The organism is Streptomyces sp. NPDC041784, from assembly GCF_055591025.1.
The window spans coordinates 1-21,822 of record NZ_JBVJAB010000057.1; the positions used below are offsets into that span (position 1 = coordinate 1).

The 21,822-nt window shown below is 73.4% G+C and carries 13 protein-coding genes; 7 read left to right on the top strand and 6 right to left on the bottom strand.

The window, feature by feature from the left end; all coding sequences use genetic code 11:
* Nucleotides 1–342: 342 nt before the first annotated feature.
* A complete protein-coding gene (locus ACZ6D7_RS45790) occupies nucleotides 343–891 on the bottom strand; it encodes a MarR family winged helix-turn-helix transcriptional regulator (RefSeq protein WP_469504524.1) in 549 nt (182 codons plus the stop codon).
* Between the two features lie 105 nt (nucleotides 892–996).
* Between ACZ6D7_RS45790 and ACZ6D7_RS45795 the strand changes: the two genes are divergently transcribed.
* Nucleotides 997–2,289: an MFS transporter gene (locus tag ACZ6D7_RS45795; protein ID WP_469504527.1), complete on the top strand. Its 1,293-nt coding sequence runs from the start codon at nucleotides 997–999 to the stop codon at nucleotides 2,287–2,289.
* Nucleotides 2,290–2,342: 53 nt separating this feature from the next.
* Here the strand turns inward: ACZ6D7_RS45795 and ACZ6D7_RS45800 are convergent, their stop codons facing one another.
* From ACZ6D7_RS45800 to ACZ6D7_RS45810, 3 genes are all read right to left on the bottom strand, one after another.
* On the bottom strand, nucleotides 2,343–3,140 hold the full coding sequence (locus tag ACZ6D7_RS45800; RefSeq protein ID WP_469504530.1) for a class I SAM-dependent methyltransferase: 798 nt from the start codon (nucleotides 3,138–3,140) through the stop codon (nucleotides 2,343–2,345).
* An 83-nt stretch (nucleotides 3,141–3,223) separates the two neighbouring features.
* Nucleotides 3,224–4,882: an ATP-binding SpoIIE family protein phosphatase gene (locus ACZ6D7_RS45805; RefSeq protein WP_469504533.1), complete on the bottom strand. Its 1,659-nt coding sequence runs from the start codon at nucleotides 4,880–4,882 to the stop codon at nucleotides 3,224–3,226.
* A 306-nt stretch (nucleotides 4,883–5,188) separates the two neighbouring features.
* A complete protein-coding gene (locus ACZ6D7_RS45810; protein WP_469504536.1) occupies nucleotides 5,189–6,568 on the bottom strand; it encodes an NAD(P)/FAD-dependent oxidoreductase in 1,380 nt (459 codons plus the stop codon).
* A 380-nt stretch (nucleotides 6,569–6,948) separates the two neighbouring features.
* On the opposite strand from ACZ6D7_RS45810, the gene ACZ6D7_RS45815 reads away from it, so the two are divergent.
* Together ACZ6D7_RS45815 and ACZ6D7_RS45820 are read left to right on the top strand one after the other, a co-directional pair.
* Entirely contained in the window at nucleotides 6,949–7,761 is an 813-nt protein-coding gene (locus ACZ6D7_RS45815; protein ID WP_469504539.1) for a TetR/AcrR family transcriptional regulator, read from the top strand.
* Between the two features lie 295 nt (nucleotides 7,762–8,056).
* Nucleotides 8,057–10,012 carry a sigma-70 family RNA polymerase sigma factor gene (locus tag ACZ6D7_RS45820; protein WP_469504542.1) on the top strand — a complete coding sequence of 652 codons (1,956 nt, stop codon included), beginning with the start codon at nucleotides 8,057–8,059 and terminating at the stop codon, nucleotides 10,010–10,012.
* 34 nt (nucleotides 10,013–10,046) lie between these two features.
* Here the strand turns inward: ACZ6D7_RS45820 and ACZ6D7_RS45825 are convergent, their stop codons facing one another.
* Nucleotides 10,047–13,649: an AfsR/SARP family transcriptional regulator gene (locus tag ACZ6D7_RS45825; protein WP_469504546.1), complete on the bottom strand. Its 3,603-nt coding sequence runs from the start codon at nucleotides 13,647–13,649 to the stop codon at nucleotides 10,047–10,049.
* 246 nt (nucleotides 13,650–13,895) lie between these two features.
* Complete coding sequence (locus ACZ6D7_RS45830) at nucleotides 13,896–15,998, bottom strand: asparagine synthase-related protein (RefSeq protein WP_469504549.1); 2,103 nt, start codon at nucleotides 15,996–15,998, stop codon at nucleotides 13,896–13,898.
* A gap of 705 nt (nucleotides 15,999–16,703) precedes the next feature.
* On the opposite strand from ACZ6D7_RS45830, the gene ACZ6D7_RS45835 reads away from it, so the two are divergent.
* The 4 genes from ACZ6D7_RS45835 (at nucleotide 16,704) to ACZ6D7_RS45850 (ending at nucleotide 21,768) form a co-directional block, all read left to right on the top strand.
* Nucleotides 16,704–18,128, top strand: a complete 1,425-nt coding sequence (locus ACZ6D7_RS45835; protein WP_469504551.1) for an MFS transporter — start codon at nucleotides 16,704–16,706, stop codon at nucleotides 18,126–18,128.
* 79 nt (nucleotides 18,129–18,207) lie between these two features.
* Nucleotides 18,208–19,425 carry an L-2-hydroxyglutarate oxidase gene (gene lhgO / locus ACZ6D7_RS45840; protein WP_469504575.1) on the top strand — a complete coding sequence of 406 codons (1,218 nt, stop codon included), beginning with the start codon at nucleotides 18,208–18,210 and terminating at the stop codon, nucleotides 19,423–19,425.
* 41 nt (nucleotides 19,426–19,466) lie between these two features.
* Complete coding sequence (gene trmB / locus ACZ6D7_RS45845; RefSeq protein WP_469504554.1) at nucleotides 19,467–20,336, top strand: tRNA (guanosine(46)-N7)-methyltransferase TrmB; 870 nt, start codon at nucleotides 19,467–19,469, stop codon at nucleotides 20,334–20,336.
* A 49-nt stretch (nucleotides 20,337–20,385) separates the two neighbouring features.
* Nucleotides 20,386–21,768: a PrsW family intramembrane metalloprotease gene (locus ACZ6D7_RS45850; protein WP_469504557.1), complete on the top strand. Its 1,383-nt coding sequence runs from the start codon at nucleotides 20,386–20,388 to the stop codon at nucleotides 21,766–21,768.
* The last annotated feature ends 54 nt before the right edge of the window (nucleotides 21,769–21,822 follow it).

The window sequence follows — 21,822 nt, forward strand, 5'->3', positions numbered from 1 at the left end:
TTTCCTTTCCGGCGGTTCCGACTCTATCAGATCCTTTCGGCGTCTGATTCCCAGTCAGAGGGGGTTGTCTTCCCGGCCGCTGGGCCGTTCCGACGTCTCAAACCTTAGCGGATCCGTCCGGCAGTTCCTAATCGAGCCGCCGGCCCCAAATCGAATTGAATTCGGGCACACCGAATTCAACCCCGTTGGGAGATCGTGCTGTGTTGTGAGGTGCCGCTACTGCGGCGAGAGCGCCACCGAAGAACCGTTACGGCTCCGCGGCAACCCGAAGAACTCTACGGATCCGGACGGGGCGAGTCAAGCCCCCTCTGTCAAGATCTTTTCGTTGGGCCTGGTCGAGGCTCAGTCCAGGTCGCTGAGCCGCCCGCCGGCGTCCGGCTGGGCGTGCTCCACCCGGCGCAGGAGCCGCGTCAGGACGTCACCGAGGGTCGAGCGCTCCTCCGCGGAGAGGTCCTGGAGGAGGTCCTCCTCGAAGACCGAGGCCAGGCGCATGGCCTCGAGCCACTTCTCGCGCCCTTCGGGTGTCAGCTCCACGATGACGCGGACCCGGTTGGACTCGTCCCGTTCCCTGGTCACCAGTCCCTCGGTCACCATGCGGTCGATCCGGTGGGTCATCGCAGCCGGGGTGAGGCCGAGCCGCTTGGCGAGGTCGCTCGGGCCCATCCGATAGGGGGCGCCGGAGAGCACCAGGGCCTTGAGCACCTCCCACTCGGCGTTGCTGATGCCGAGCGCGGCTGTCTGGCGGCCGTACGCGACGTTCATACGGCGGTTCAGGCGGGAGAGCGCGGACACGATCTTCTCGACCTGGGGGTCGAGGTCCCGGAACTCGCGCTGGTAGGCGGCGATCTGTTCTTCGAGTGTCGGCTCCGGGACGCCACGGGTGTCGGCCATGGCCGCAGTATCGCATGCGTGCCCTTTGCCTTGAAGTCCTTCGATGTGTACTCTTTAGCTTCGAACTTTAGCTTTGAAGTCTTCACTCCTAACTGGTTGAGAGAGGTGAACGTGACCAGGGCGATGGGCGCAGCGATGCGCCGGATCCACGTGGGCAATGCACTCAGCGCGTTCGGGCTCGGCTTCACGGTCCCCTACCTGTACGTCTATGTGGCGCAGGTGCGGGGGCTGGGGGCCATGACGGCGGGGCTCGTCCTCGCCGTCTTCGCCGTTGCCGCGCTGATCGTGCTGCCGTTCGCCGGACGGGCGATCGTGCGGCGTGGTCCCCTGCCGGTCCTGCTCGCCGCCCTGGTCACCGCCGCGCTGGGCGCCCTGAGTCTGGGGCTGGCCGGCACCGCCGCCGCCGTACTGGCGGCGTCCGCCGCGCTCGGGGCGGGACAGGCCGTGATGCAGCCGGCGCTGGCGACGATGATCGTGGACTGCTCGACCGCGGAGACGCGGTCGCGGGCGTTCGCGACGCAGTTCTTCCTTCAGAACCTCGGCCTCGGCGTCGGTGGTCTGATCGGCGGGCATCTCGTCGACACCACGCGTGTCTCCTCGTTCACCCTGCTCTTCTCGATCGAGGCGGCGATCTTCCTGCTGCTGGCCGTCGTGATGACGACGGTGCGGCTGCCGCGCGCGCCGCGGGTGGGGGACGCCCCGAAGCAGTCCGCCAAGGGCGGCTGGAAGCAGCTGCTCGGCAACCGGGCCATGGTGCAGCTGTGTGTCCTGGGCTTCGTGCTGTTCTTCGCCTGCTACGGACAGTTCGAGTCGGGGCTGGCCGCGTACGGCGTGGAGGCGGCCGGGATCTCCACGTCGGCGCTCGGGACCGCGCTCGCCGCCAACACCGCGGTGATCGTCGTCGCGCAGTTCGCGGTGCTGCGGTTCGTCGAGCGGCAGAAGCGGTCGCGGGTGATCGCGGCCGTGGGGCTGATCTGGGCCGTGGCGTGGGCCGTGGCCGGGTACGCCGGGCTGGGGCACGGCGGCCAGGCGATGGCGACGGCCGCGTTCGTGTCGACGTACGCGCTGTTCGGGCTGGGTGAGGCGATGCTGTCGCCGACGGTCGCGCCGCTGGTCGCCGATCTGGCGCCGAGCGGTATGGCCGGGCAGTACAACTCGGCGTTCGCGCTGGTCAAGCAGCTCGCGCTGGCCGTGGGGCCGGCGGTGGGCGGGCCGATGGGGGCCTCGCTGCACGCGCCGTACGTCGTGACGTTCCTGCTGTTCTCGCTGGGGATCACCTGGCTCGCCGTACGGCTGGGGCGGCAGCTGACCGCCGTGCAGGATCAGCCGTGGCTGGTGCGGAACCGGGTGGTGGCCAAGGGTGGGGCCGCGGTGGAGCCGGTGGGGGCGCAGGCCTGAGGTCGTGGGTGAGGGCGGCCGTCGTCTTTGGGACGACGGCCGCCCTTGTCGTGTCAGCGGACGGCGGTCACCAGGGTCGCGGTGAAGGGGAAGGCCGTCCTGCCCTCGGGGAGGCGGTCGATGATCGAGTGGGCGATCCGGCCGAGGGCCTGGTCGCCCTCGGTCTCGGCGACGGTCTGGCCCCAGGGGATCGCGGAGAGGTGGCCGGGGACGTACTCCTCCAGCGGGGGGAGGGTGATGGTGAAGGTGAGTGTGCGGCGGGTGGTGTCGTGGAAGCCGGCGCGGTCGACGGCGGCGGTCAGGCGGTCGGGTGCTCGGAAGGCCGCTTCGAAGATCGCCACCGCCTCCTGGCTGCCGTGCTCCGCCATGGCGTCGTGCTGGGCGATGAAGTACGGGGAGTCGGCCAGGTGGGACCAGACGGTGGCGGCGAAGCGGCCGCCCTGGCGGGTGACGCGGGCGGTCTCGCGCAGAGCCGCGTCGAGGTCGGGGAAGAACTGGGCGCCCTGCTGGCAGAGGACGGCGTCGAACGCCGCGTCGGGGTAGGGGAGGTCGTCGGCCGGTGCGGGGGTGAATTCGATGTCCGGGTAGAGGCGGGGGTGGCACGCTGTGGCGATCTTGAGCATGCCCTCGTTGAGGTCCGCGCCGGCGACGCGCCCGGTGGGGCCCGCCTGGGCGGCCGCGGCGCGGGCGGCGAAGCCGGTGCCGCAGGCCAGGTCGAGGACCGTGGCGCCGGGAAAGAGGTCCGCGGCGTCCACGAGTGCCGTGACGAAGGGCGCCATGAGGGGCGCGACGTAGTGTTCGTAGCGCTCGGGGGCGCTTCCCTTGAGGTGAAAGCCCGTTGCGTCTGCCATGGGGAGCTAGTAGCACCGGGGGGCGTGTTCGCCTAGGTGCTACGCGCGGGGAAGGGGCGTTCGGGTCGTTCTTTTCAGTCTTTTCAGTCTTTCTTCTCAGACTTCGGCAGGACGAACTCGCACCACACGGCCTTTCCGCCGCCCGGGGTGCGGCGGCTGCCCCAGTGGGTGGCGATCGTGGCGACGATGGCGATGCCCCGGCCCGACTCGTCGCCCGGTTCGGCGCGGCGGCGGCGCGGGAGGTGGTCGTCGCCGTCGGTGACCTCGACGATCAGGCGGCGGTCGGTGCGGCGCAGGCGCAGCCGCATGGGCGGGGTGCCGTGCTGGAGGGAGTTGGCGACGAGTTCGCTGGTGGCGAGGACGCCGGCGTCGTGGAGGTCGGGCGGGAAGCGCCAGCTGGTGAGGACTCCGGAGGCGAAGGCACGCGCGCGTGGGGCGGCTTCGACGCCGCCGAGGAGGTCCAGGGCGGCGTTGCGGAACAGTTCGCCGTCGGGGCCGGTGCGGGCCGGGTGCTGGAGGACCAGGACGGCGACGTCGTCGTCGTGGTCGGCGGTGACGCCGGCCGAGCGGACCAGGCGGTCGCAGACGACCTGGGGGGTGCCGGTGGCGCCGGCCAGGGCGCGCTCCAGGGCGGCGATGCCCTCGTCGAGGTCCTCGTTGCGGCGTTCGACCAGGCCGTCGGTGTAGAGGACGGCCGTGGAGCCGGGGCCGAGGGCGATGGAGCCGGAGGAGTGCATCCAGCCGCCGGTGCCCAGGGGCGGGCCGGTGGGTTCGTCGGCGCGCTGGACCTGGCCGTTGTCGTCGCGGACCAGGATGGGCAGGTGGCCGGCGGAGGCGTACACCAGCCGGCCCTCGTTGGGGTCGTGGACGGCGTACGCGCACGTGGCGATCTGGTTGGCGTCGATCTCTGTGGCGAGGCCGTCGAGGAGCTGGAGGACCTCGTGCGGGGGGAGGTCGAGGCGGGCGTAGGCGCGGACGGCGGTGCGGAGCTGGCCCATGACGGCCGCCGCGCGGACGCCGCGGCCCATGACGTCGCCGATGACGAGGGCGGTGCGGCCGCCGCCAAGGGTGATGACGTCGTACCAGTCGCCGCCGACGGCGGCCTCGGTGCCGCCGGGCTGGTAGGTGGCGGCGATGCGCAGGTCGTCGGGCTGTTCGAGTTCCTGGGGGAGCAGGGAGCGCTGGAGGGTGACGGCGGTCTCGCGCTGGCGGCGCTCGCTGGCGCGCAGGCGTTCGGCGGCCTCGGCGTGGTCGGTGACGTCGGTGGCGAAGACGAGGACGGCGCCTTCGCCGTTCTTCTCGGCGGCCGGGGTGCAGGTGAAGGTGTAGGAGCGGCCGTCGGGGGCCTTGCGGGACTTCAGGGTGCGGGGTTTGCCGCTGCGCAGGGCCTGGTCGAGGAGGGGCATGAGGCCGAGGTCGCGCAGTTCGGGGAGGGCCTCGGCGGCGGGTTCGCCGCAGCGGCGGACGCCGAAGGCCGCGGTGTAGGCGTCGTTGACGTACGCGAGGCGGTGGTCGGGGCCGTGGACGAGGGCGACGAGGGCCGGGACGCGGTCGAGGACCTCACGGACCGGGAGTTCGTCGACGGCGGGGACGGGGGGCGGCTCGTCGGTCAGTTGTTCGGCGCGGGCCGCGGGTACGGAGCCCTCGCTCCGCCGGTCCGTGGTGGTGACCGGGTGCTCGGCCCGCGCGGCGGCGCGGCGCTGCGTTCCGGGGAGCCGGGCGCTCCAGCGCGTGAAGTTCACGAATCCTTGCCTCGTGTAGTCGTCGTCGGCCGGCTCCGGGCCCGGCCTGGGCTCCGGGGGCCGCGCGGCGGTGGCCGCACATTGTTACAGCACCCGGGATGTGGAGCACGTGGGAACGGCCTCGTGGGGTGGGCGGGGGCGGGTGGTGGCCCGCCATGGGCTCGGGAGGGGAACTCGAGAGGAACGGGAGGGGGACGGGAGGGGGAACGGGAGGGGCTATGAGCAGGGAGCAGTCTGGCAGTGTGGCCGCCGTCCGGGTCGACATTCGTCAGACGTGGGGGCGGCCGGGGGAGTTCCTGGGTCCGGTCAGGACGACCCCTTCGGGTCGTCGGAAGGCCTGTCTGAAGGCTTTCCACCGGCAGCGAGTTCGAACTCCGCGCGGGGATGTTCGAGGGATCCCAGGGAGACGATCTCCCGTTTGAAGAGCCCGGAGAGGGTCCATTCGGCGAATACGCGTGCCTTGCGGTTGAAGGTGGGCACACGGCTGAGGTGGTAGGCGCGGTGCATGAACCAGGCGGGGTAGCCCTTGAGTTTGCGCCCGTAGACGTGCGCGACGCCCTTGTGGAGGCCGAGGGAGGCGACGGAGCCGACGTACTTGTGGGCGTACGTCTGGAGGGGTTCGCCGCGCAGGGAGTGCACGATGTTGTCGGCGAGGACCTTGGCCTGGCGGACGGCGTGCTGGGCGTTGGGGGCGGTCGGTGTGCCGGGTTCGGCGGCCGTCACGTCGGGGACGGCGGCGGCGTCACCTGCCGCCCACGCGTGCGTGACGCCATCGACGGCCAGCTCGGGGGTGCATTTCAGCCGACCTCGTTCGGTGCGGGGCAGGTCGGTGGCGGCGAGGAGGGGGTGGGGCTTCACACCGGCCGTCCAGACGACCGTACGGGTCGGGAAGCGGGCTCCGTCGCTGAGCACGGCGATGCGGTCGGCGCAGGACTCCAGGCGCGTGTCCAGGCGTACGTCGATGTTGCGGCGGCGCAGTTCGCTGACCGTGTAGCGGCCCATGTCCTCGCCGACCTCGGGCAGGATCCGGTCGGAGGCCTCGACCAGGATCCACTTCATGTCCTCGGGCTTGACGTTGTGGTAGTAGCGCGTGGTGTAGCGGGCCATGTCCTCGAGTTCGCCGAGTGCCTCCACGCCCGCGTACCCGCCGCCGACGAAGACGAAGGTGAGGGCGGCGTCGCGGATCGCGGGGTCGCGGGTGGAGGAGGCGATGTCCATCTGCTCGATGACGTGGTTGCGCAGGCCGATGGCCTCCTCGACGGTCTTGAAGCCGATGGCGTAGTCGGCGAGGCCCGGGATGGGCAGGGTGCGCGAGACGGAGCCGGGCGCGAGGACGATCTCGTCGTACGTCAGCTGCTGGGGTCCGGTGCCCTCTTCCTGGGTGGCGAGGGTGGTGAGGGTCGCGGTGCGCTTGGCGTGGTCCACGGCGGTGACCTCGCCCACGACGACCCGGCAGTGCGGCAGGACGCGGCGCAGCGGGACGACGACGTGCCGGGGGGAGACGGCGCCGGCGGCCGCCTCGGGGAGGAACGGCTGGTACGTCATGTACGGCTCGGGCGTGACGACGGTGATCTCGGCCTCGCCCCGACCCAGTTCCTGTTTCAACTTCTGCTGGAGCCTCAGTGCCGTGTACATCCCGACGTAGCCGCCGCCGACAACGAGAATGCGCGCACGTTCCTTCACCATCCCATGACGCACCGGGCGCCGGGGTTTGTCCACAGCCCCGACAATTTGTGTGACCGCGAGTCGCGACGCCGCGGGGTTGGCCGAAACCTGGGAGTAGGGGGCAGGTGCGCAGGTCAACAGGTGTGCGCCGGGGTGTGGGAAGGGGCGCAATCGGGACGTATACGGCTCGTACTCCGATCGGGGGGCGCTCCGTGCGGAACCTGCCCCTTCTGAATTGACTGCCTCTCAACTATGTTCGTGTCGACGGGGTGTAGGGGGATACACCTTCCGGATCCGCGAACGGTGGGTCCGGGCGGGTCGCGGTCCCCTGTTCCACACGCCCCGGCTTTCGATGGCGGGGAGAGTCTCCGGGGGGAGACGTCATTACCGGGGGATCATTCATGCACATTCAGGACACGCATTGGTCGTCCGCTTCCGCCCTCGCGCACAGCGGTGGCGTGAGCGCGGCGGCGGGCAACGGACGCGGGGACGCGCGGAGCACACCACTGCGCGTGGACGCACAGCGCAATCTGGAGCACGTCCTGCGGGCGGCGCGCGAGGTGTTCGGCGAGCTGGGGTACGGCGCGCCGATGGAGGACGTGGCGCGGCGCGCGCGGGTGGGTGTGGGGACCGTGTACCGGCGGTTCCCGAGCAAGGACGTCCTGGTCCGGCGGATAGCCGAGGAGGAGACGTCCCGGCTGACCGAGCAGGCCCGGGCCGCGCTGGGTCAGGAGGACGAGCCGTGGTCGGCGCTGTCGCGCTTCCTGCGGACGTCGGTCGCGTCGGGTGCCGGGCGGCTGCTGCCGCCGCAGGTGCTGCGCGTCGGGGTCGCCGAGGAGGATTCCGAGGGGTCGCCGGCCGACGAGGCACGGGTGCCGCAGCAGCGGACCCAGCCGGGCGGTGGCGAACTGCGGCTGGTGGCCGGGGAGGGTGCTTCGGGCGGTTCGGCTGCCTCGGGTGCCTCTGTGGGCGCTTCCGCGGGTACTTCCGTGGACGACGACTCCGGGGCGGCGGCGCTGCTCGACGTCGTGGGCCGGCTCGTGGAGCGGGCGCGGGCGGCGGGTGAGCTGCGGCCGGACGTGTCGGTGTCGGACGTGCTGCTGGTGATCGCGACGGCGGCGCCCTCGCTGCCGGACGCGGCGCAGCAGGCGGCGGCCTCGGCGCGGCTGCTGGACATCCTGCTGGAGGGACTGCGGTCACGGCCGTCCTCGTGAGGAAGCGGCCGCGGGTCGCGGAGGACTCGAAAGGGTGACGGGGGCGGGGGTGCGCAGGCGCCCGCGCCCCCCTCCACGTTGCCCGGGCATTTCGGTCATTCCGTTCGTGTGGCTCAACTGTTGCCCACAGAACGGCAGTTGAACCTTCCCCGTACGAGTGAAAGTTAGTACTGGATCTCGACCAGTCCCCACGGACGAGTGGATGGCCGGTCCTGGCGGGTTCTGACCAAAAGCCAATATGGCACTCTGACCCGGTGGTCTGGACGGGTAGGGCAGGCGGCGGGGGCTTTCCGCGATGAGCGTTGACGGACGCGACGAGCAGGTGCCGAGCCAGGGCGGACGCGCGGGGGCACCCGGCACTCCCCGCACTCCCGGAATCTCCGGCACTCCCCGCCATCCCGGCGGACGCGCGGGCGGTCCCGGCGCCCAAGGATCTCCGGAAGGCAGTGTTCCGGCGCAGCGGGAACGGTTCGACGACGGTGTGCTGCCGCCGCGCGATCTGCCGCCGGCCGACACCGATCTGATCGCCCGGATGCGCTCCGGGGACGACACCGCGTACGAGGAGCTGTACCGGCGCCACGCCGACGCCGTGCGCCGTTACGCCCGCACCTGCTGCCGGGACGCCCACACCGCCGACGACCTCACCGCCGAGGTCTTCGCCCGCGTGCTCCAGGCCGCACGCGGCGGCTCCGGCCCCGAGTACGCCGTGCGCGCCTATCTGCTGACCTCCGTCCGGCGGGTGGCCGCCGGCTGGACGCGGTCGGCGAAGCGCGAGCAGCTCGTCGACGACTTCGCGGTGTTCGCCACGGAGGCCGCCCGCTCCTCCGAGGTGTCCGACGACGCCACACTGGACCTCGGCGCCGACGTCCGCGCGATGCACGAGGCCGAGCAGTCCATGGCCATGCGGGCTTTCCGCTCGCTGCCCGAGCGCTGGCAGGCGGTGCTCTGGCACACCGAGGTCGAGGACGAGTCGCCGAGCGAGGTCGCGATGCTCTTCGGCCTCGACGCCAACGGCACGCGCGTGCTCGCCAGCCGCGCCCGCGAGGGCCTCAAACAGGCCTACCTCCAGGCCCATGTGAGCGCCACCCTCACCAGTGACGAGGAGTGCGCCCGCTACGCCGACCAGCTCGGCACCTACGCCCGCCGCCGGCTGCGCACCCGCGCCGAACGGGGCCTGCGCAAGCACCTGGAGGAGTGCGCCAAGTGCCGGCTGGCCGCCCTCCAGATCGAGGAAGTCGCCAGCAGCATCCCCGCCGTGGTGCCGGTCGCGGTCATCGGCTGGTTCGGCGCCGCCGGGTACGCCAAGGCGCTCGCGCTCATCGCCGGCGGTACCGGAGCGGGCGCGACGGGTGTCGCGGGCGCGGCAGCCGCGGCGAGCGGGGGCTCCTCGGGCGGGGCGGGCGCCGGGAGTGGGGCGGCCGTCTCGGAGGGGCTGGGCGCCCCGGTGAAGGCCGGTGTCGCCGCCGGTGTGGTCGCCGTGGCGGCCGCCGCCGTCGCCCTCGCGCTCGTCGGCGACGACAGTCCCGCCCGGCAGCCGCAGGCCGACCCTCCGGCCTCCGCGCCCGTGGTCCGGCCCCAGGAACCGACGCCCACGCCGACGCGCGCCAAGCGGGCACCCGAGCCGGAACCGCCGGTGGTCGTCCCGGCCGCCGCCCCGACGCCGACCCCCACACCCACCCCACGGGCCACACCCACCCCGACCCCCACACCGACGCCGACCCCCACACCGACGCCGACCCCGACGCCCACACCCACTCCTACGCCGACGCCGACCCCGACCCCGACCCCGACCCCGACGCCCACTGCCCCGCCCGCCCCTGTCGTCTATCCGCTGAGCGAGCTGTCCTTCGACGTCATCGGCGACGGCGACAAGCCCGAGATCCGGCTCGCCGGGAGCAGTTGGGTGTGGCAGCGCTCGGGGCTGTCCATCGCCGGCCGGCAGTACGCGCGCGGGGTGACCGTGCACGGTGCCTCCTCCGTCACCGTCGACCTCAACCGGGCCTGCACCTCCTACGACGCGCTGGTCGGCCTCGACGACCTGACGATGAAGCTCGGCAAGGTCTCCTTCTCGGTCCTCGCCGACGGCGTCCCGCTGTGGCGGTCCGGTGTGATCAAGGGCGGCGATCCCGCCGTGCCCGTCCATGTGAACCTCACCGGCCACCAGACCGTGCGCCTGGTGGTCGAACCGCACAGCCATATCGACGCCGTGGCCCTCGCGGACTGGGCGGACTCGAAGTTCACCTGTTCATAGGCCTCGTGGGCTTCGTGGGCCGCCCGTTCCTGCTTCACCCGGTCGCGGGCACAGGGTGGTCGCGTACGGCGTCGGTCAGTTCGCGCACCACGTCGGTGACCGGCAGGGCCGTACCCCGCGCGTGCTCAGCCGCGTACCGCTCGGCGCCCAGGGCCGCGCGGGCCGCGGCCTCGGCGTGCGCCGCCAGCGTGCACTGCGGGGCGGGGCGGGGGTGCGGGCCGCGCAGTGCGTCGGCGGCCGCCAGCAGCATGGCCGCGCGCGGGAAGTCCCCGAGCCGGACCAACAGCTCCACCGCGCCGTCCACGACCGCCGACGTGATCGCCTCGGAACACTGGTGGGCCAGCGCCCGGCGCAGCGCGTCGGCGAGCAGCGGCAGGCCGTACGCCGGGCCGGACTCGGCCGCCGCGATCTCCGCGTCGAGCATGCTCAGCGCCGCCGTGAACTGGGGCGGCGGGGTGCCCCGCCCCATCTGCGCACGGGACGCCTCGCACAGTTCGCGCGCGCGGGCCACGTCCTCGTCGTGCAGCGCGATGTGGGCCCGCAGCAGGGACACGAACGCCAGAGCGTCCGCCGCGCCGTAGCGGTCGGCGCCGGCGTTCGCCTCGTCGAGCGCGGTCCGGGCGGTGTCGACGTCGCCCGAGCGGTAGGCGATCTCCGCGAGCCGGGCCATCAGGAAGGGTGTCTCGGTGTAGGCGCCGACCTCGTAGGCCAGCCGCAGCGCCTCGCGGTACTCCTGTTCCGCCTCCGTGAAGCGGCTGCGTGCCATCGCCGCCTCGCCGGACGCGCTGCACACCTGGGCCCGCATCCAGCGGTCGCCGACCCGCCGGGCGATCCCGCGCAGCTCGGCCAGATCGTCGTCGACGCCGCGCAGCGCGCCGGGTGAGTCGACGACCGCGTGCGTACGGAACATCAGGGCGCAGCCCAGTTCCCAGTCGCCGCCGTACGCACGGCAGGTGGCGACGGCCTTGTCCAGGATGCGGCGGACGTCCATCGAGAGCTCCGCCGTCACGCCGACCAGGTCCGTTACATCCGTCTCGTCCGTCACGTCCGCCGGGTCCGCCACGTCCCACAGTTGGAAGGCCGTCAGAGGCCAGATCAGGCCGGGCATCCTGGCCGCGTCCGGGCCGCCCCGCTCGTAGCGGGCGTGCAGACGCTGGAGGTACTCCCGGTGGCGCGGGTCGCTCCGCAGGGCCTTCGGCTCGGACTCGGACAGCAGGAAGAGACGCAGCATCCGCAGGTTCATCCGCCACCCGTGCCGTGAGTGGCCGTCCTGGTCGGCCGCCGGCTCGGCGAGGAAGGCCTCCAGCGGGTCGACGGCGGCCATGCGGGCGGCGAGGTCGTCCGGGACGGCAGGGATGACGGGGACGGCGGGGACGGTGAGGGAGCGGCGGACGCCGGTGGGAGAAGCGGGCGTGGGGGTGGGGGTGGTGGGCGACGGCGGGACGGGGAGCGTGTCCAGGATCGCGCCCAGACGGAGGGTGCGGTCGGTCCACTCGGCGCCCTCGTGGCGGTAGTTGCGCAGCCACCAGAACCAGCCCATGGCGAGGCAGAGGACGGCGGCCTCCTCCTCGTCGGCGGAGCCGAGCGCGCGCTGGATCGCCACCCGGATGTTGTCCAGCTCGCTCTCCAGGCGGGAGATCCACGGGAGTTGCTCCGCGGAGCGCAGCAGCGGGTCGGCCCGCTCGACGAGTGCGCGCACCCACGCGCGGTGCCGTCGCTCGGCCGTCACACGCGCGTGCGGGGCCTCGGCGGCGCGATCGACGGCGTACTCGTGGATCGTCTCCAGCATGCCGTAGCGCATGCCGTCGCCGCCGGGGCGTTCGGACGGGGTGGCGACGACCAGGGACTTGTCGACGAGCGCGCCGACGAGGTCCGTGACCGGGCCGGTGCACACGGCCTCGGCGGCCTCGAGGTCCCAGCCGCCCGCGAAGACGGACAGCTCGCGCAGCAGGGTCCGCTCCGGTTCGTCGAGCAGGTCCCAGGACCAGTCGACGACGGCCCGCAGGGTCTGCTGGCGGGGCAGGGCCGTGCGGCTGCCGGAGGTGAGGAGGCGGAAGCGGTCGTCGAGGCGGTCGGCGATCTGGCGGGGGGTGAGCAGCCGGAGCCGGGCGGCGGCCAGCTCGATGGCGAGGGGCAGCCCGTCGAGCCGGCGGCAGATCTCGGCGACCGCCTCCTCGTCCCGCCCCTGGAGGGCGACGACCGCGTCGGGACGGACGGCGGCCGCGCGCTCCCTGAAGAGGCGGTGCGCCTGGTCGGGAAGGAGGGGCTCGACCGGGCGGACCTGCTCACCGGGGACGCCCAGGGGCTCGCGGCTGGTGGCGAGGATGGTGAGGCCCGGGCAGCGGGTGAGGAGGGTCTCGGCGAGGGCGGCGGCCGCGCCGATGACATGCTCGCAGTTGTCAAGGATCAGGAGTTCGCTGCGCGGGGCGCAGTACTCGACGAGCAGGGCGACCGGGTCGTCCTGCGGGGTGCCGAGGTCGGTGGACATCAGCACGGTCTCGCGCAGACCGAGGGCGCTGACCACCGCGCCCGGCACCGCCTCCGGCCGGTCGAGCGGCGCCAGCTCGACGAGCCACGCCTGCGGGAGCCCGGCGGCGGCTTCCTCGGCGAGACGGGTCTTACCAGAGCCGCCCGGTCCGGTGAGGGTGACGAGACGGGCCCTGTGCATGGTGGAACGGATGGCGTCCAGCTCGGGTTCCCGGCCCACGAAAGAGGTAAGCCGCGGACGGAGGTTGCCGGTGCGCTCGGGAAGCCGGAGCGGGGCGAGGGCGGTTGGTGGCTGGGCCAGGGCGGTTGGTGGCTGGGCCAGGGCCGTCGGCTGCTGGTCGGAGGGGGTTGGCGGTTGGAAGAGGGTCGGCAGCTCGGCGGCGCCCGGCCGCGGGCCTGCGAGGGGTGATGGCCGCGGGACGGCGCCCGGCCGTGGCCCGGCAAGGAGTTCGGTGTGCAGGGCGCTCAGTTCGGGGCCGGGGTCGGTGCCGAGGCCTTCGGCGAGGCTGCGGCGGGCGGTCTCGTACGCGGCGAGCGCGTCGGCGTCACGGCCGGTGTCGCGCAGGGCGCGGATGAGGAGGGCGTGCAGCGGTTCGTCGTACGGGTGGGCCGTGGTGAGTTCCGTCAGGCGCGGGACGGCCTCGTGGGCACGGCCGAGGAGGAGGTCCGCCTCGGCGCGGGCGTGGGTGGCGTCGCGGTGCAGGGCCTCGGGGCGGGTGGCCGGGGTGCGGTCGGGGAGGTCGGCGAGGGCGGGGCCGCGCCACAGGGCGAGGGCGGCGTCGAGGGTGCGGGCGGCGGTGTGGGGGTCGCCGTGGCGCAGGTCGGTGGTGCCCCGGTGCACGAGTTTCTCGAAGACGAAGAGGTCCACGTCGTCCTCGGTCGCGGCGAGGCGGTAGCCGCCGGGGGCGGAGGTGACGGCGTCCTTGCCCACCGTGCGGCGGAGGCGGCCGACGAGGGCCTGGAGGGCGGCGGGGGCGTCCTGCGGCGGGGTGTCGGCCCAGACCTCGTCGATGAGGGTGTCCGGGGCGGTGATGCGGCCGGGGCGCAGCGCCAGCGCGGTGAGGAGGGCGCGGAGGCGGGTGCCGGGGATGGGTACGGCGGTGCCGTGGTCGTCCTCTGTCTGGGTGACGCCCAGGATCCTGTACCGCACCTGTTCATTGTCGCCGGGGCGTGGGGCGGGGGCGGAAGGATTACGTGCGTGGCGTCGCGCCGGAAGCCGGAGAAGCCCTCACACCCTGTGGAAACCGCCTCCCCGGAGCCGAATAACCCCTCACCACCCCGAGGAAACCGCCTCCCCGGGGCCGACACCCCGCCGCAGGACGCCCCCGCCTCCCCGGAGCCGAAGTAACCCCTCACCACCCCGAGGAAACCGCCTCCCCGGCGCCGGAGCAGCCCCTCAACCCCCCGAGGAGACCGCCCGTCTCTGCGGATGGATGCCCGCCGGTACCGCACGCGCGCGTGCCGGTGTGCCCGTCCAGCAGGTGCCTCGGCGGGACAGGAGCCGGCGGAGCCAGAGTTCCAGGGAGACGAGGTCGGCCAGGCCGTCCAGGGGGAGGGGTTCGCCGGAGGCGGCCGCTCGCAGGGCCTTGCGGACGACTCTCGCCTCGATCAGACCCGCCTCCGCGAGGAGGGGGGCGTCGAAGAGGGAGAGGAGGGGGTCGGTGGACCCGCGCAGCCCCGCGCGGGCCGCGGCGCCGGTGGAGGCCTGGGAAGGGGCGCCCCAGCCGGGCGGGAGGTCGGTGATGCCGGACGCCTTGAGGACGGTGCGCAGGATCTCCGCGCGTGCCCCGGGCTGCACGCGCAGGGTCTCGGGGAGCGCGCGGCAGGCGCGGACGACCTGATTGTCGAGGAAGGGCGCGTGCAGGCGCTGGGAGCGGATCTCGGCGGCCTGTTCGAGGACGCGGAGGTCGGCGGCGTGCCGGGACAGGGCGGCACGCGCGCGGTGGTCGCCGGGACGCTGCCCGGGACCGACGCCGGTGCGGTACGCCCCGCCCTCCAGGCGAACCGATACTTCAGCCAGGGCCTCGCCCGTCAGCCAGCGCGCCGCGGGGCCCGGTCCGCCCCATGCAAGGGCCGCCAGCGAGGCCCCCACGGCGCCTCCGGGCTCGTCGAAGCGGCGCTGGCGGAGCCGTTCGGCGAGGCCCTCCACACCGGCGCCGTACGGGGTGCGGGCCAGGCGGCGGGCCGCGCCGTACACGCGCGCGGGGACGAGGACCGAGCCCTCGGCTCTCGTCAGGGCCGCGACGGGACGGACGAGGTGGCGCCGCTTGCGGTCCATCAGCAGGTCGGCCAGGCGGGCCGGGTGGGCGTCCAGGACCTGGCGGGCGCCGTACCCGGTGAAGTGGTCCGCGCTGCCGGCGGCGAGCCGCGCGCGGTGCCGGGCGGCCGTGACGAGGCTCGGGCCGGGTTCGTCGGTGAGCGGGCCGTCCAGGTCGGCGTACGGCAGGCTCTCCTCGCCGCCCGCCACGACGACGTGGTGGAGGCGCGGGTTGGCGGCGAGGGCGCCGGCCCGTTCGAGTTCCGCCTCGCGGCCGCCGACGGCCAGGTCGTTGAAGGTGACCGCCAGGAGGCGCTCGCCGGCGCCGGTGCCGTGCCCCAGGACCGTGCCCGGCCGACCCGGGAGGCCCGCCGCCAGCAGCGCGAGCGTGCCCGAGGCGGGGCCGCCGGAGAGGTCCGCGCCGATGCCCGGCACGGGCATCCCGCGCGCGGCGCGCCGTTCGGCGGGGCCCATGCCGGGGACCGGTCCGGGGTCGATGTCGGGGACGTGGCGGGGCGCGGACAGGCGTGCGCGTACCGCGTCGACGAGCGCGTCGCGGACCCCGTCGACCGAGCTGTCCGGGTCGGCCGGGGGCGCCGCGACGGCGAGGGAGGCGACCGGCTCGTACCCGGCGATCTCGCGCGCCCCGGCGCGAAGGATCAGCGCATGCCCCGGCGGAATGCGTCGCACGCCGTCGTACGGGGTGGAGTCGTGCAGGGCGGCGGGTACGTCGGGGGCGGCCAGGAGCGCCGCGAGGTGGCCGAAGTCGAGGTTGGCCTCGATGAGGTCGGCCAACGGCAGCGCGGCCGTCGCGTACGCCGTACCGCCCGCCCAGGGGGTGTGGAACACCGGGCGCGCGCCCGCCAGATCGCCGCAGACGGTGATGCGCCGCCCGACCTGGACGATCGCGGTGTAGCTGCCGGGCCAGGCGGTGAGGTGGCGCAGCGCGCCCCCGCGCGCGGCGAACAGTCCGACGCGCAGCTGCTCGTCGCTGGCGCCGCAGATACCGAGGACGGCGATCCGGGTCTGCGCGTCGGCGCGGACCACCCGGACCTCGTCGGGGCGCCAGTCGCCGACCGCCCACAGCGGATCGGGGTCGCCCCACAGGAGTTGGGAACCGACGGGGTGCAAGGTCTCACCGTCGTGGCCGACTTGCCCGCCGTAGGCCTCCCGGCCGTCGAAGCCGACGGATCCGCCGAGTGCACCCGCGGCGGTGCTGCTCCATCCCACCAACCACCGCATCGACGCCTCCACAGGCTGTGGACAAACGAGTGCACCGTACGAACGGTTCACATGCTGCCACGAAGAACGCGCCGTAGAGGGAGGCGGCGCCGCTTGCGATCCGGGGAGTGCGCCCATGTAGGGGCGGCGGCACCGGTGGGAGCGGCGGCGTGCACCCCGGTGTCTGCGACGTGAATGCGCCCCCGATACGCTCCCCCAAAACGCCCTGCACGCCCTCGATTTCCATGGTGGGAGGCGTTGTCACCGATGGAACAGAGGGTCGGTTTTCGGCCAATTCCCGAGCATACGCTCGGTGTCGGGAACGCCGCGAGCAGGCTCCGCACACGCTCCGTACACACGCGCGTGCCCTGGACGGGCAGCGCCGGCCCGGGAGACGGACTCCGCCTCCCGGACCGTTCCGCCGCCCGCGGGGATGAAGGCGGCGGTGTCCCCCAGCCCACTGGATCCAGTACAGCGGGCCGACCCACGCACGGCCCATGGAACCGCTCCCCCGGTGGCCGGAGAAGAGCGCACACACGGGCGCACGGCCACACAGCGGGAGCACGCCGCGACAGACCGTACCGAAGCCCGCACTTCAGTACGGACCACAATCCCGCCATCCGGAAGAATGCCCCTTAACGCTTGGGATGCGGCGAACTACGCTGGGTTTACGAATGCCGCGTGGTTATGCCAGTGCGGCAGCCGTCTGTGTCGAGGGGTGGCGCAATGTCCAGGGAGCAACGCGGGCCGAACGAAAAGCTCGGCGCCGTTCTCGCCCTCGCGGGAATCAGCAACGCAGGACTCGCGCGACGCGTCAACGACCTTGGCGCTCAACGCGGGTTGACTCTTCGCTACGACAAGACGTCCGTGGCGCGCTGGGTGTCGAAGGGCATGGTGCCGCAGGGTGCCGCGCCGCACCTCATCGCGGCCGCCATCGGACAGAAGCTCGGCCGCCCGGTGCCGCTCCACGAGATCGGCCTGGCGGACGCGGACCCCGCGCCCGAAGTGGGCCTCGCCTTCCCCAGGGACGTCGGCCAGGCCGTGCGCTCGGCCACCGAGCTCTACCGCCTCGACCTCGCCGGCCGCCGGGCCGGCTCCGGGGGCATCTGGCAGTCGCTGGCCGGATCATTCGCAGTAAGCGCGTACGCAACGCCTGCCTCACGTTGGCTGATAACCCCGGCCGACAGTTCGGTGGCACGCGAGGCCTTCTCCCTGGAGGGGTCCGGCGCACCGCTCAAAGTCGGCCACAGCGATGTGCAGAAGCTGCGGGAGGCCGCCGAGGACGCCAGGCGCTGGGACTCCAAGTACGGAGGCGGCGACTGGCGTTCGTCCATGGTGCCGGAGTGCCTGCGGGTGGAGGCGGCGCCGCTGCTGCTCGGGGCGTACTCCGACGAGGTCGGCCGCGCCCTGTTCGGGGCGAGCGCCGAACTGACCCGGCTGGCCGGGTGGATGGCCTTCGACACCGGCCAGCAGGAGGCGGCGCAGCGGTACTACATCCAGGCGCTGCGGCTCGCGCGCGCGGCGGCGGACGTGCCGCTGGGGGGCTACGTGCTGGCATCGATGTCGCTCCAGGCGACCTACCGGGGCTTCGGCGACGAGGGCGTCGATCTCGCGCAGGCCGCGCTCGAACGCAACCGGGGGCTGGCGACGGCCCGCACGATGAGCTTCTTCCGCCTGGTCGAGGCCCGGGCACACGCGCGTGCGGGGGACGCGCAGGCCGCCGGGGCGGCTCTCAAGGCGGCCGAGAGCTGGCTGGAGCGGGCCCGCGAGGGCGACCACGACCCGTCCTGGCTCGGCTTCTACTCCTACGACCGGTTCGCCGCCGACGCCGCGGAGTGCTACCGCGATCTGAAGCTGCCGCGCCAGGTCCGCCGTTTCACGGAGCAGGCGCTGTCGCAGCCGACCGAGGAGTTCGTGCGCTCGCACGGGCTGCGGCTGGTGGTCTCGGCGGTCGCCGAACTGGAGTCGGGGAACCTCGACGCGGCGTGCGAGCAGGGGGTGCGGGCGGTGGAGGTCGCCGGGCGGATCTCCTCCGCCCGGACCACCGAGTACGTGAAGGATCTTCTGCACCGGCTGGAACCGTACGGGGACGAGCCCCGGGTGGTGGAGCTGCGGGAACGGGCTCGGCCGCTGCTGATGGCCCCCGCCTGAAAGAACCGCCCCGGGCCGGCCGCGGTCCCCCGCGTTTGAAGGCACTGTCAGTGGTGCAGTGCACTATCGAACGCGGGAGGTGGTGCAGGTGCGGACCATTGCGTACGACTGTGACGTGCTCATCGTCGGTGGGGGCATCGTCGGGCTGTCAGTGGCGTACGCGATCACGCGGGCCGCGCCGGGGACGCACGTGACGGTGCTGGAGAAGGAGCCCGGGCCGGCCCGGCACCAGACGGGGCGCAACAGCGGGGTGATCCACAGCGGGATCTACTACCGGCCGGGTTCGCTGAAGGCGCGGTACGCGGTGCGGGGCGCCGCCGAGATGACGAAGTTCTGCGCGGAGTACGGCGTCCCGCACGCCGTCACCGGCAAGCTGATCGTCGCCACGGACCGCGCCGAGCTGCCCCTGCTGCACGCGCTCGTCCAGCGCGGCCGGGAGAACGGCATAGCGGTGCGGGAACTGGGCGCCGCCCAGATCGCGGAGTACGAGCCCGAGGTGCGGGGGCTCGCCGCGATCCATGTGGCCTCGACCGGGATCTGCGACTTCTCGGCGGTCGCCCGCCGGCTCGGCGAGGCGTCCGGCGCGGAGATCCGCTACGGCGAGCGGGTCGTCCGGATCGACCGGCGGCCCGAGCGGGGCGTCGCCGTGCTCACCGCGCGCGGGGACGTCGTACGCGGCCGGGTGCTGGTGAACTGCGCCGGGCTGTACTGCGACGAGATCGCCCGGATGACGGGCGACGAGCCCGAGGCGCGGATCGTGCCGTTCCGCGGGGAGTACTACGAGCTGACCCGGTCCGCTCTGGTGCGGGGCCTGGTCTATCCGGTGCCCGACCCCGCGTTCCCGTTCCTCGGGGTGCATCTGACCAGGGGCATCGACGGAGGTGTGCACGTCGGGCCCAACGCGGTGCCGGCGCTGGCCCGCGAGGGGTACGGCTGGGGTGTCGTACGGCCGCGGGAGGCGCTGGCGACGGCGGCGTGGCCCGGGGTGTGGCGGATGGGCCGGCGGCACTGGCGGTACGGGGCCGGGGAGCTGCGGCGGTCGGTGTCGAAGGGCGCGTTCGTGACGGCGGTGCGGCGGATGCTGCCGGCGGTGGAGCCGGCGGACCTGGTGCGCGCCGGGGCCGGGGTGCGGGCCCAGGCGGTGCTGCGCGACGGCGGGCTGGTGGACGACTTCCTGATACAGGAGGGGCCGCGCGCGGTGCACGTGCTGAACGCGCCCTCGCCCGCGGCGACGGCCTCGCTGCCGATCGGGCGGGAGGTGGCCCGGCGGGCGCTGGGGGTGCTGGACGCCCGGTGAGCGGCACCCGCACGGTTGGGCGCCGTAAAATCGTCCCCACTGTGTCTGAATTCCTTGACTCTCCCGAAGCCTCCCGGCCCGTCCCCGGCACGCCTGGCACCCCTGGCGCGCCCGGTGTCCCGGGTGGTGCCGACCATGTCCCCGGTGTCTCCGTGCGGCACACCCGTGCCAAGGGGGAGCCCCGGTTTCCCGACGGGCCGATGGCCGACCCCGCCGGGTCGCACTTCGAGCGGCGGATCCGGAGCTTCCAGCCCCGGCGGAGCCGGGTGACGGCCGGGCAGGCCGACGCCCTCCAGCGGCTGTGGTCGAAGTGGGGCCTGGACATCGACGGGCGCCGCGTCGATCTCGCCGAGCTGTTCGGGAACGACCTGCCGGTGGTCCTGGAGATCGGCTTCGGGATGGGGGAGGCCACCGCGCAGATGGCGGCCGCCGACCCCGGCACCAACATCCTCGCCGTGGACGTGCACACCCCCGGCCAGGGCAATCTGCTCAACCTCGCCGACCACAACGGGCTGACCAACGTCCGGGTGGCCAACGGCGACGCGATCATCCTGCTGCGGGAGATGCTGTCGGCCGACTCGCTCGACGGCCTGCGGGTGTACTTCCCCGACCCGTGGCCCAAGAAGCGGCACCACAAGCGGCGGCTGATCCAGCCGGAGTTCCTGGACCTCGTCGCCACGCGGCTGCGGCCGGGGGCGATCGTGCACTGCGCGACCGACTGGGAGCCGTACGCGGAGCAGATGCTGGAAGTGCTCACCGCGCACCCCCGCTTCGAGAACACCCGGGCCGACGGCGGGTTCGCGCCGCGGCCCGACTTCCGGCCGCTGACCCGTTTCGAGGGGCAGGGGCTGGACAAGGGTCATGTGGTGAACGACCTGCTCTTCCGTCGCGTACAGCACGGGGACCACTGACCCAGAAACCCCCTCCACCACAGTCCTCTCCCTCGTTAGGGTCGATGCCGTGGCCATCAGTCCCCCGTTTCCGCCGTACCCCCCGCGCCCCGGCGGCCCCGCCCCGGACGGTGCGCTGCGGCACGCGCACTGGTGGCAGCGCGCATGGGTGCGCTACGGGGCGCTCATCACCCTGCTCGCGCTGTCCGGGCTGGTCATCCTGGCGCTGGTGCGCGAACAGACCGGCACCGAGGGGTTCCTGGTCGGCCTGGGGCTCGCGGTGCTGCCGGTGCCGCTGCTGGTCGCCGCGTTCCGGTGGCTGGACCGGGTGGAGCCCGGACCCTGGCGGAACCTGGTGTTCGCGTTCGCCTGGGGGGCCTGCGCGGCGGCGCTGATAGCCATCGTCGCCAACAGCTTCGCGACCCGGTGGATAGCGACCGCGACCGCCGACCCGTCCAGCGCCGACACCCTCGGGGCGACGGTCATAGCGCCGGTCGTCGAGGAGTCCGCGAAGGCGGCGGCCGTCCTGCTCGTCTTCCTGTTCCGCAGGCGGGACTTCACCGGGATCGTCGACGGGGTGGTCATAGCCGGGGTCACCGCCACCGGCTTCGCGTTCACCGAGAACATCCTCTACCTGGGCACCGCCTTCGGCACCGACCAGTTGACCGGCGACAGCGGCATCGCCTCGGTCACCGCCGCGACCTTCTTCGTGCGCATCGTGATGTCACCGTTCGCGCACCCCCTCTTCACCGTCCTGACCGGCATCGGCTTCGGCATCGCCGCGTTCTCCGGGGACCGCCAGCGGCTGCGCCGCGTGCTGCTCCCCCTGTGCGGACTGCTGCTCGCGATGGGCATGCACGCCCTGTGGAACGGCTCCGCGACCTTCGGCGAGCTGGGGTTCTTCGCGGTGTACGCGTCGTTCATGGTGCCCGCGTTCGGCCTGCTGACCTGGCTGGTGGTCTGGACGCGCCAGCGGGAGCTGCGCACCGTGCGCGAGGAGCTGCCCGCCTACACGGCGGCAGGCTGGCTCACCCCGGCCGAGCCGTTCGCGCTCGGCTCGATGCGGGCCCGGCGGCTGGCCCGTGAGTACGCCCGACAGCACCTGGGCAGGCCGGCCGCGCGGGCGGTGGCCGAGTACGAGGCGTACGCCACGTCCCTGGCGTTCCTGCGGCACCGGGGCCGCCGCGGGCGGGCGGGCGCCGACTTCGTCGTACGGGAACGGGAGCTGCTGAACGAGCTGTGGCGGCGCAAGGACGTCGCCCGCCCCGCCCTGGACCACGCGGCCCGGATGACGGCCCCGCCGGTCCGGGTCCCGGTGGCGCCGTGGCCGGTGTACGGGGTGTACGGGCAGGGCCAGGGGTACGGGCATCCCGCAGCGTACGGATACGGCTATCCGGCGGCTTACGGATATCCGGCGGCGCCTCATCCCGTCCACAACCCCTATCAGTCGTAGGGGCACGGACGGTTCGCCGCCGGAGCGGGCGGGCGCCATGGGTGCGGGGGGAGA

Bases quoted from the DNA above. Each gene is read 5' to 3' on its own strand.
- ACZ6D7_RS45790 (WP_469504524.1), bottom strand. From the start codon at position 891: ATGGCCGACACCCGTGGCGTCCCGGAGCCGACACTCGAAGAACAGATC.
- ACZ6D7_RS45810 (WP_469504536.1), bottom strand. From the start codon at position 6,568: ATGGTGAAGGAACGTGCGCGCATTCTCGTTGTCGGCGGCGGCTACGTC.
- ACZ6D7_RS45830 (WP_469504549.1), bottom strand. From the start codon at position 15,998: ATGCGGTGGTTGGTGGGATGGAGCAGCACCGCCGCGGGTGCACTCGGC.
- ACZ6D7_RS45800 (WP_469504530.1), bottom strand. From the start codon at position 3,140: ATGGCAGACGCAACGGGCTTTCACCTCAAGGGAAGCGCCCCCGAGCGC.
- ACZ6D7_RS45820 (WP_469504542.1), top strand. From the start codon at position 8,057: ATGAGCGTTGACGGACGCGACGAGCAGGTGCCGAGCCAGGGCGGACGC.
- ACZ6D7_RS45815 (WP_469504539.1), top strand. From the start codon at position 6,949: ATGCACATTCAGGACACGCATTGGTCGTCCGCTTCCGCCCTCGCGCAC.
- ACZ6D7_RS45835 (WP_469504551.1), top strand. From the start codon at position 16,704: ATGTCCAGGGAGCAACGCGGGCCGAACGAAAAGCTCGGCGCCGTTCTC.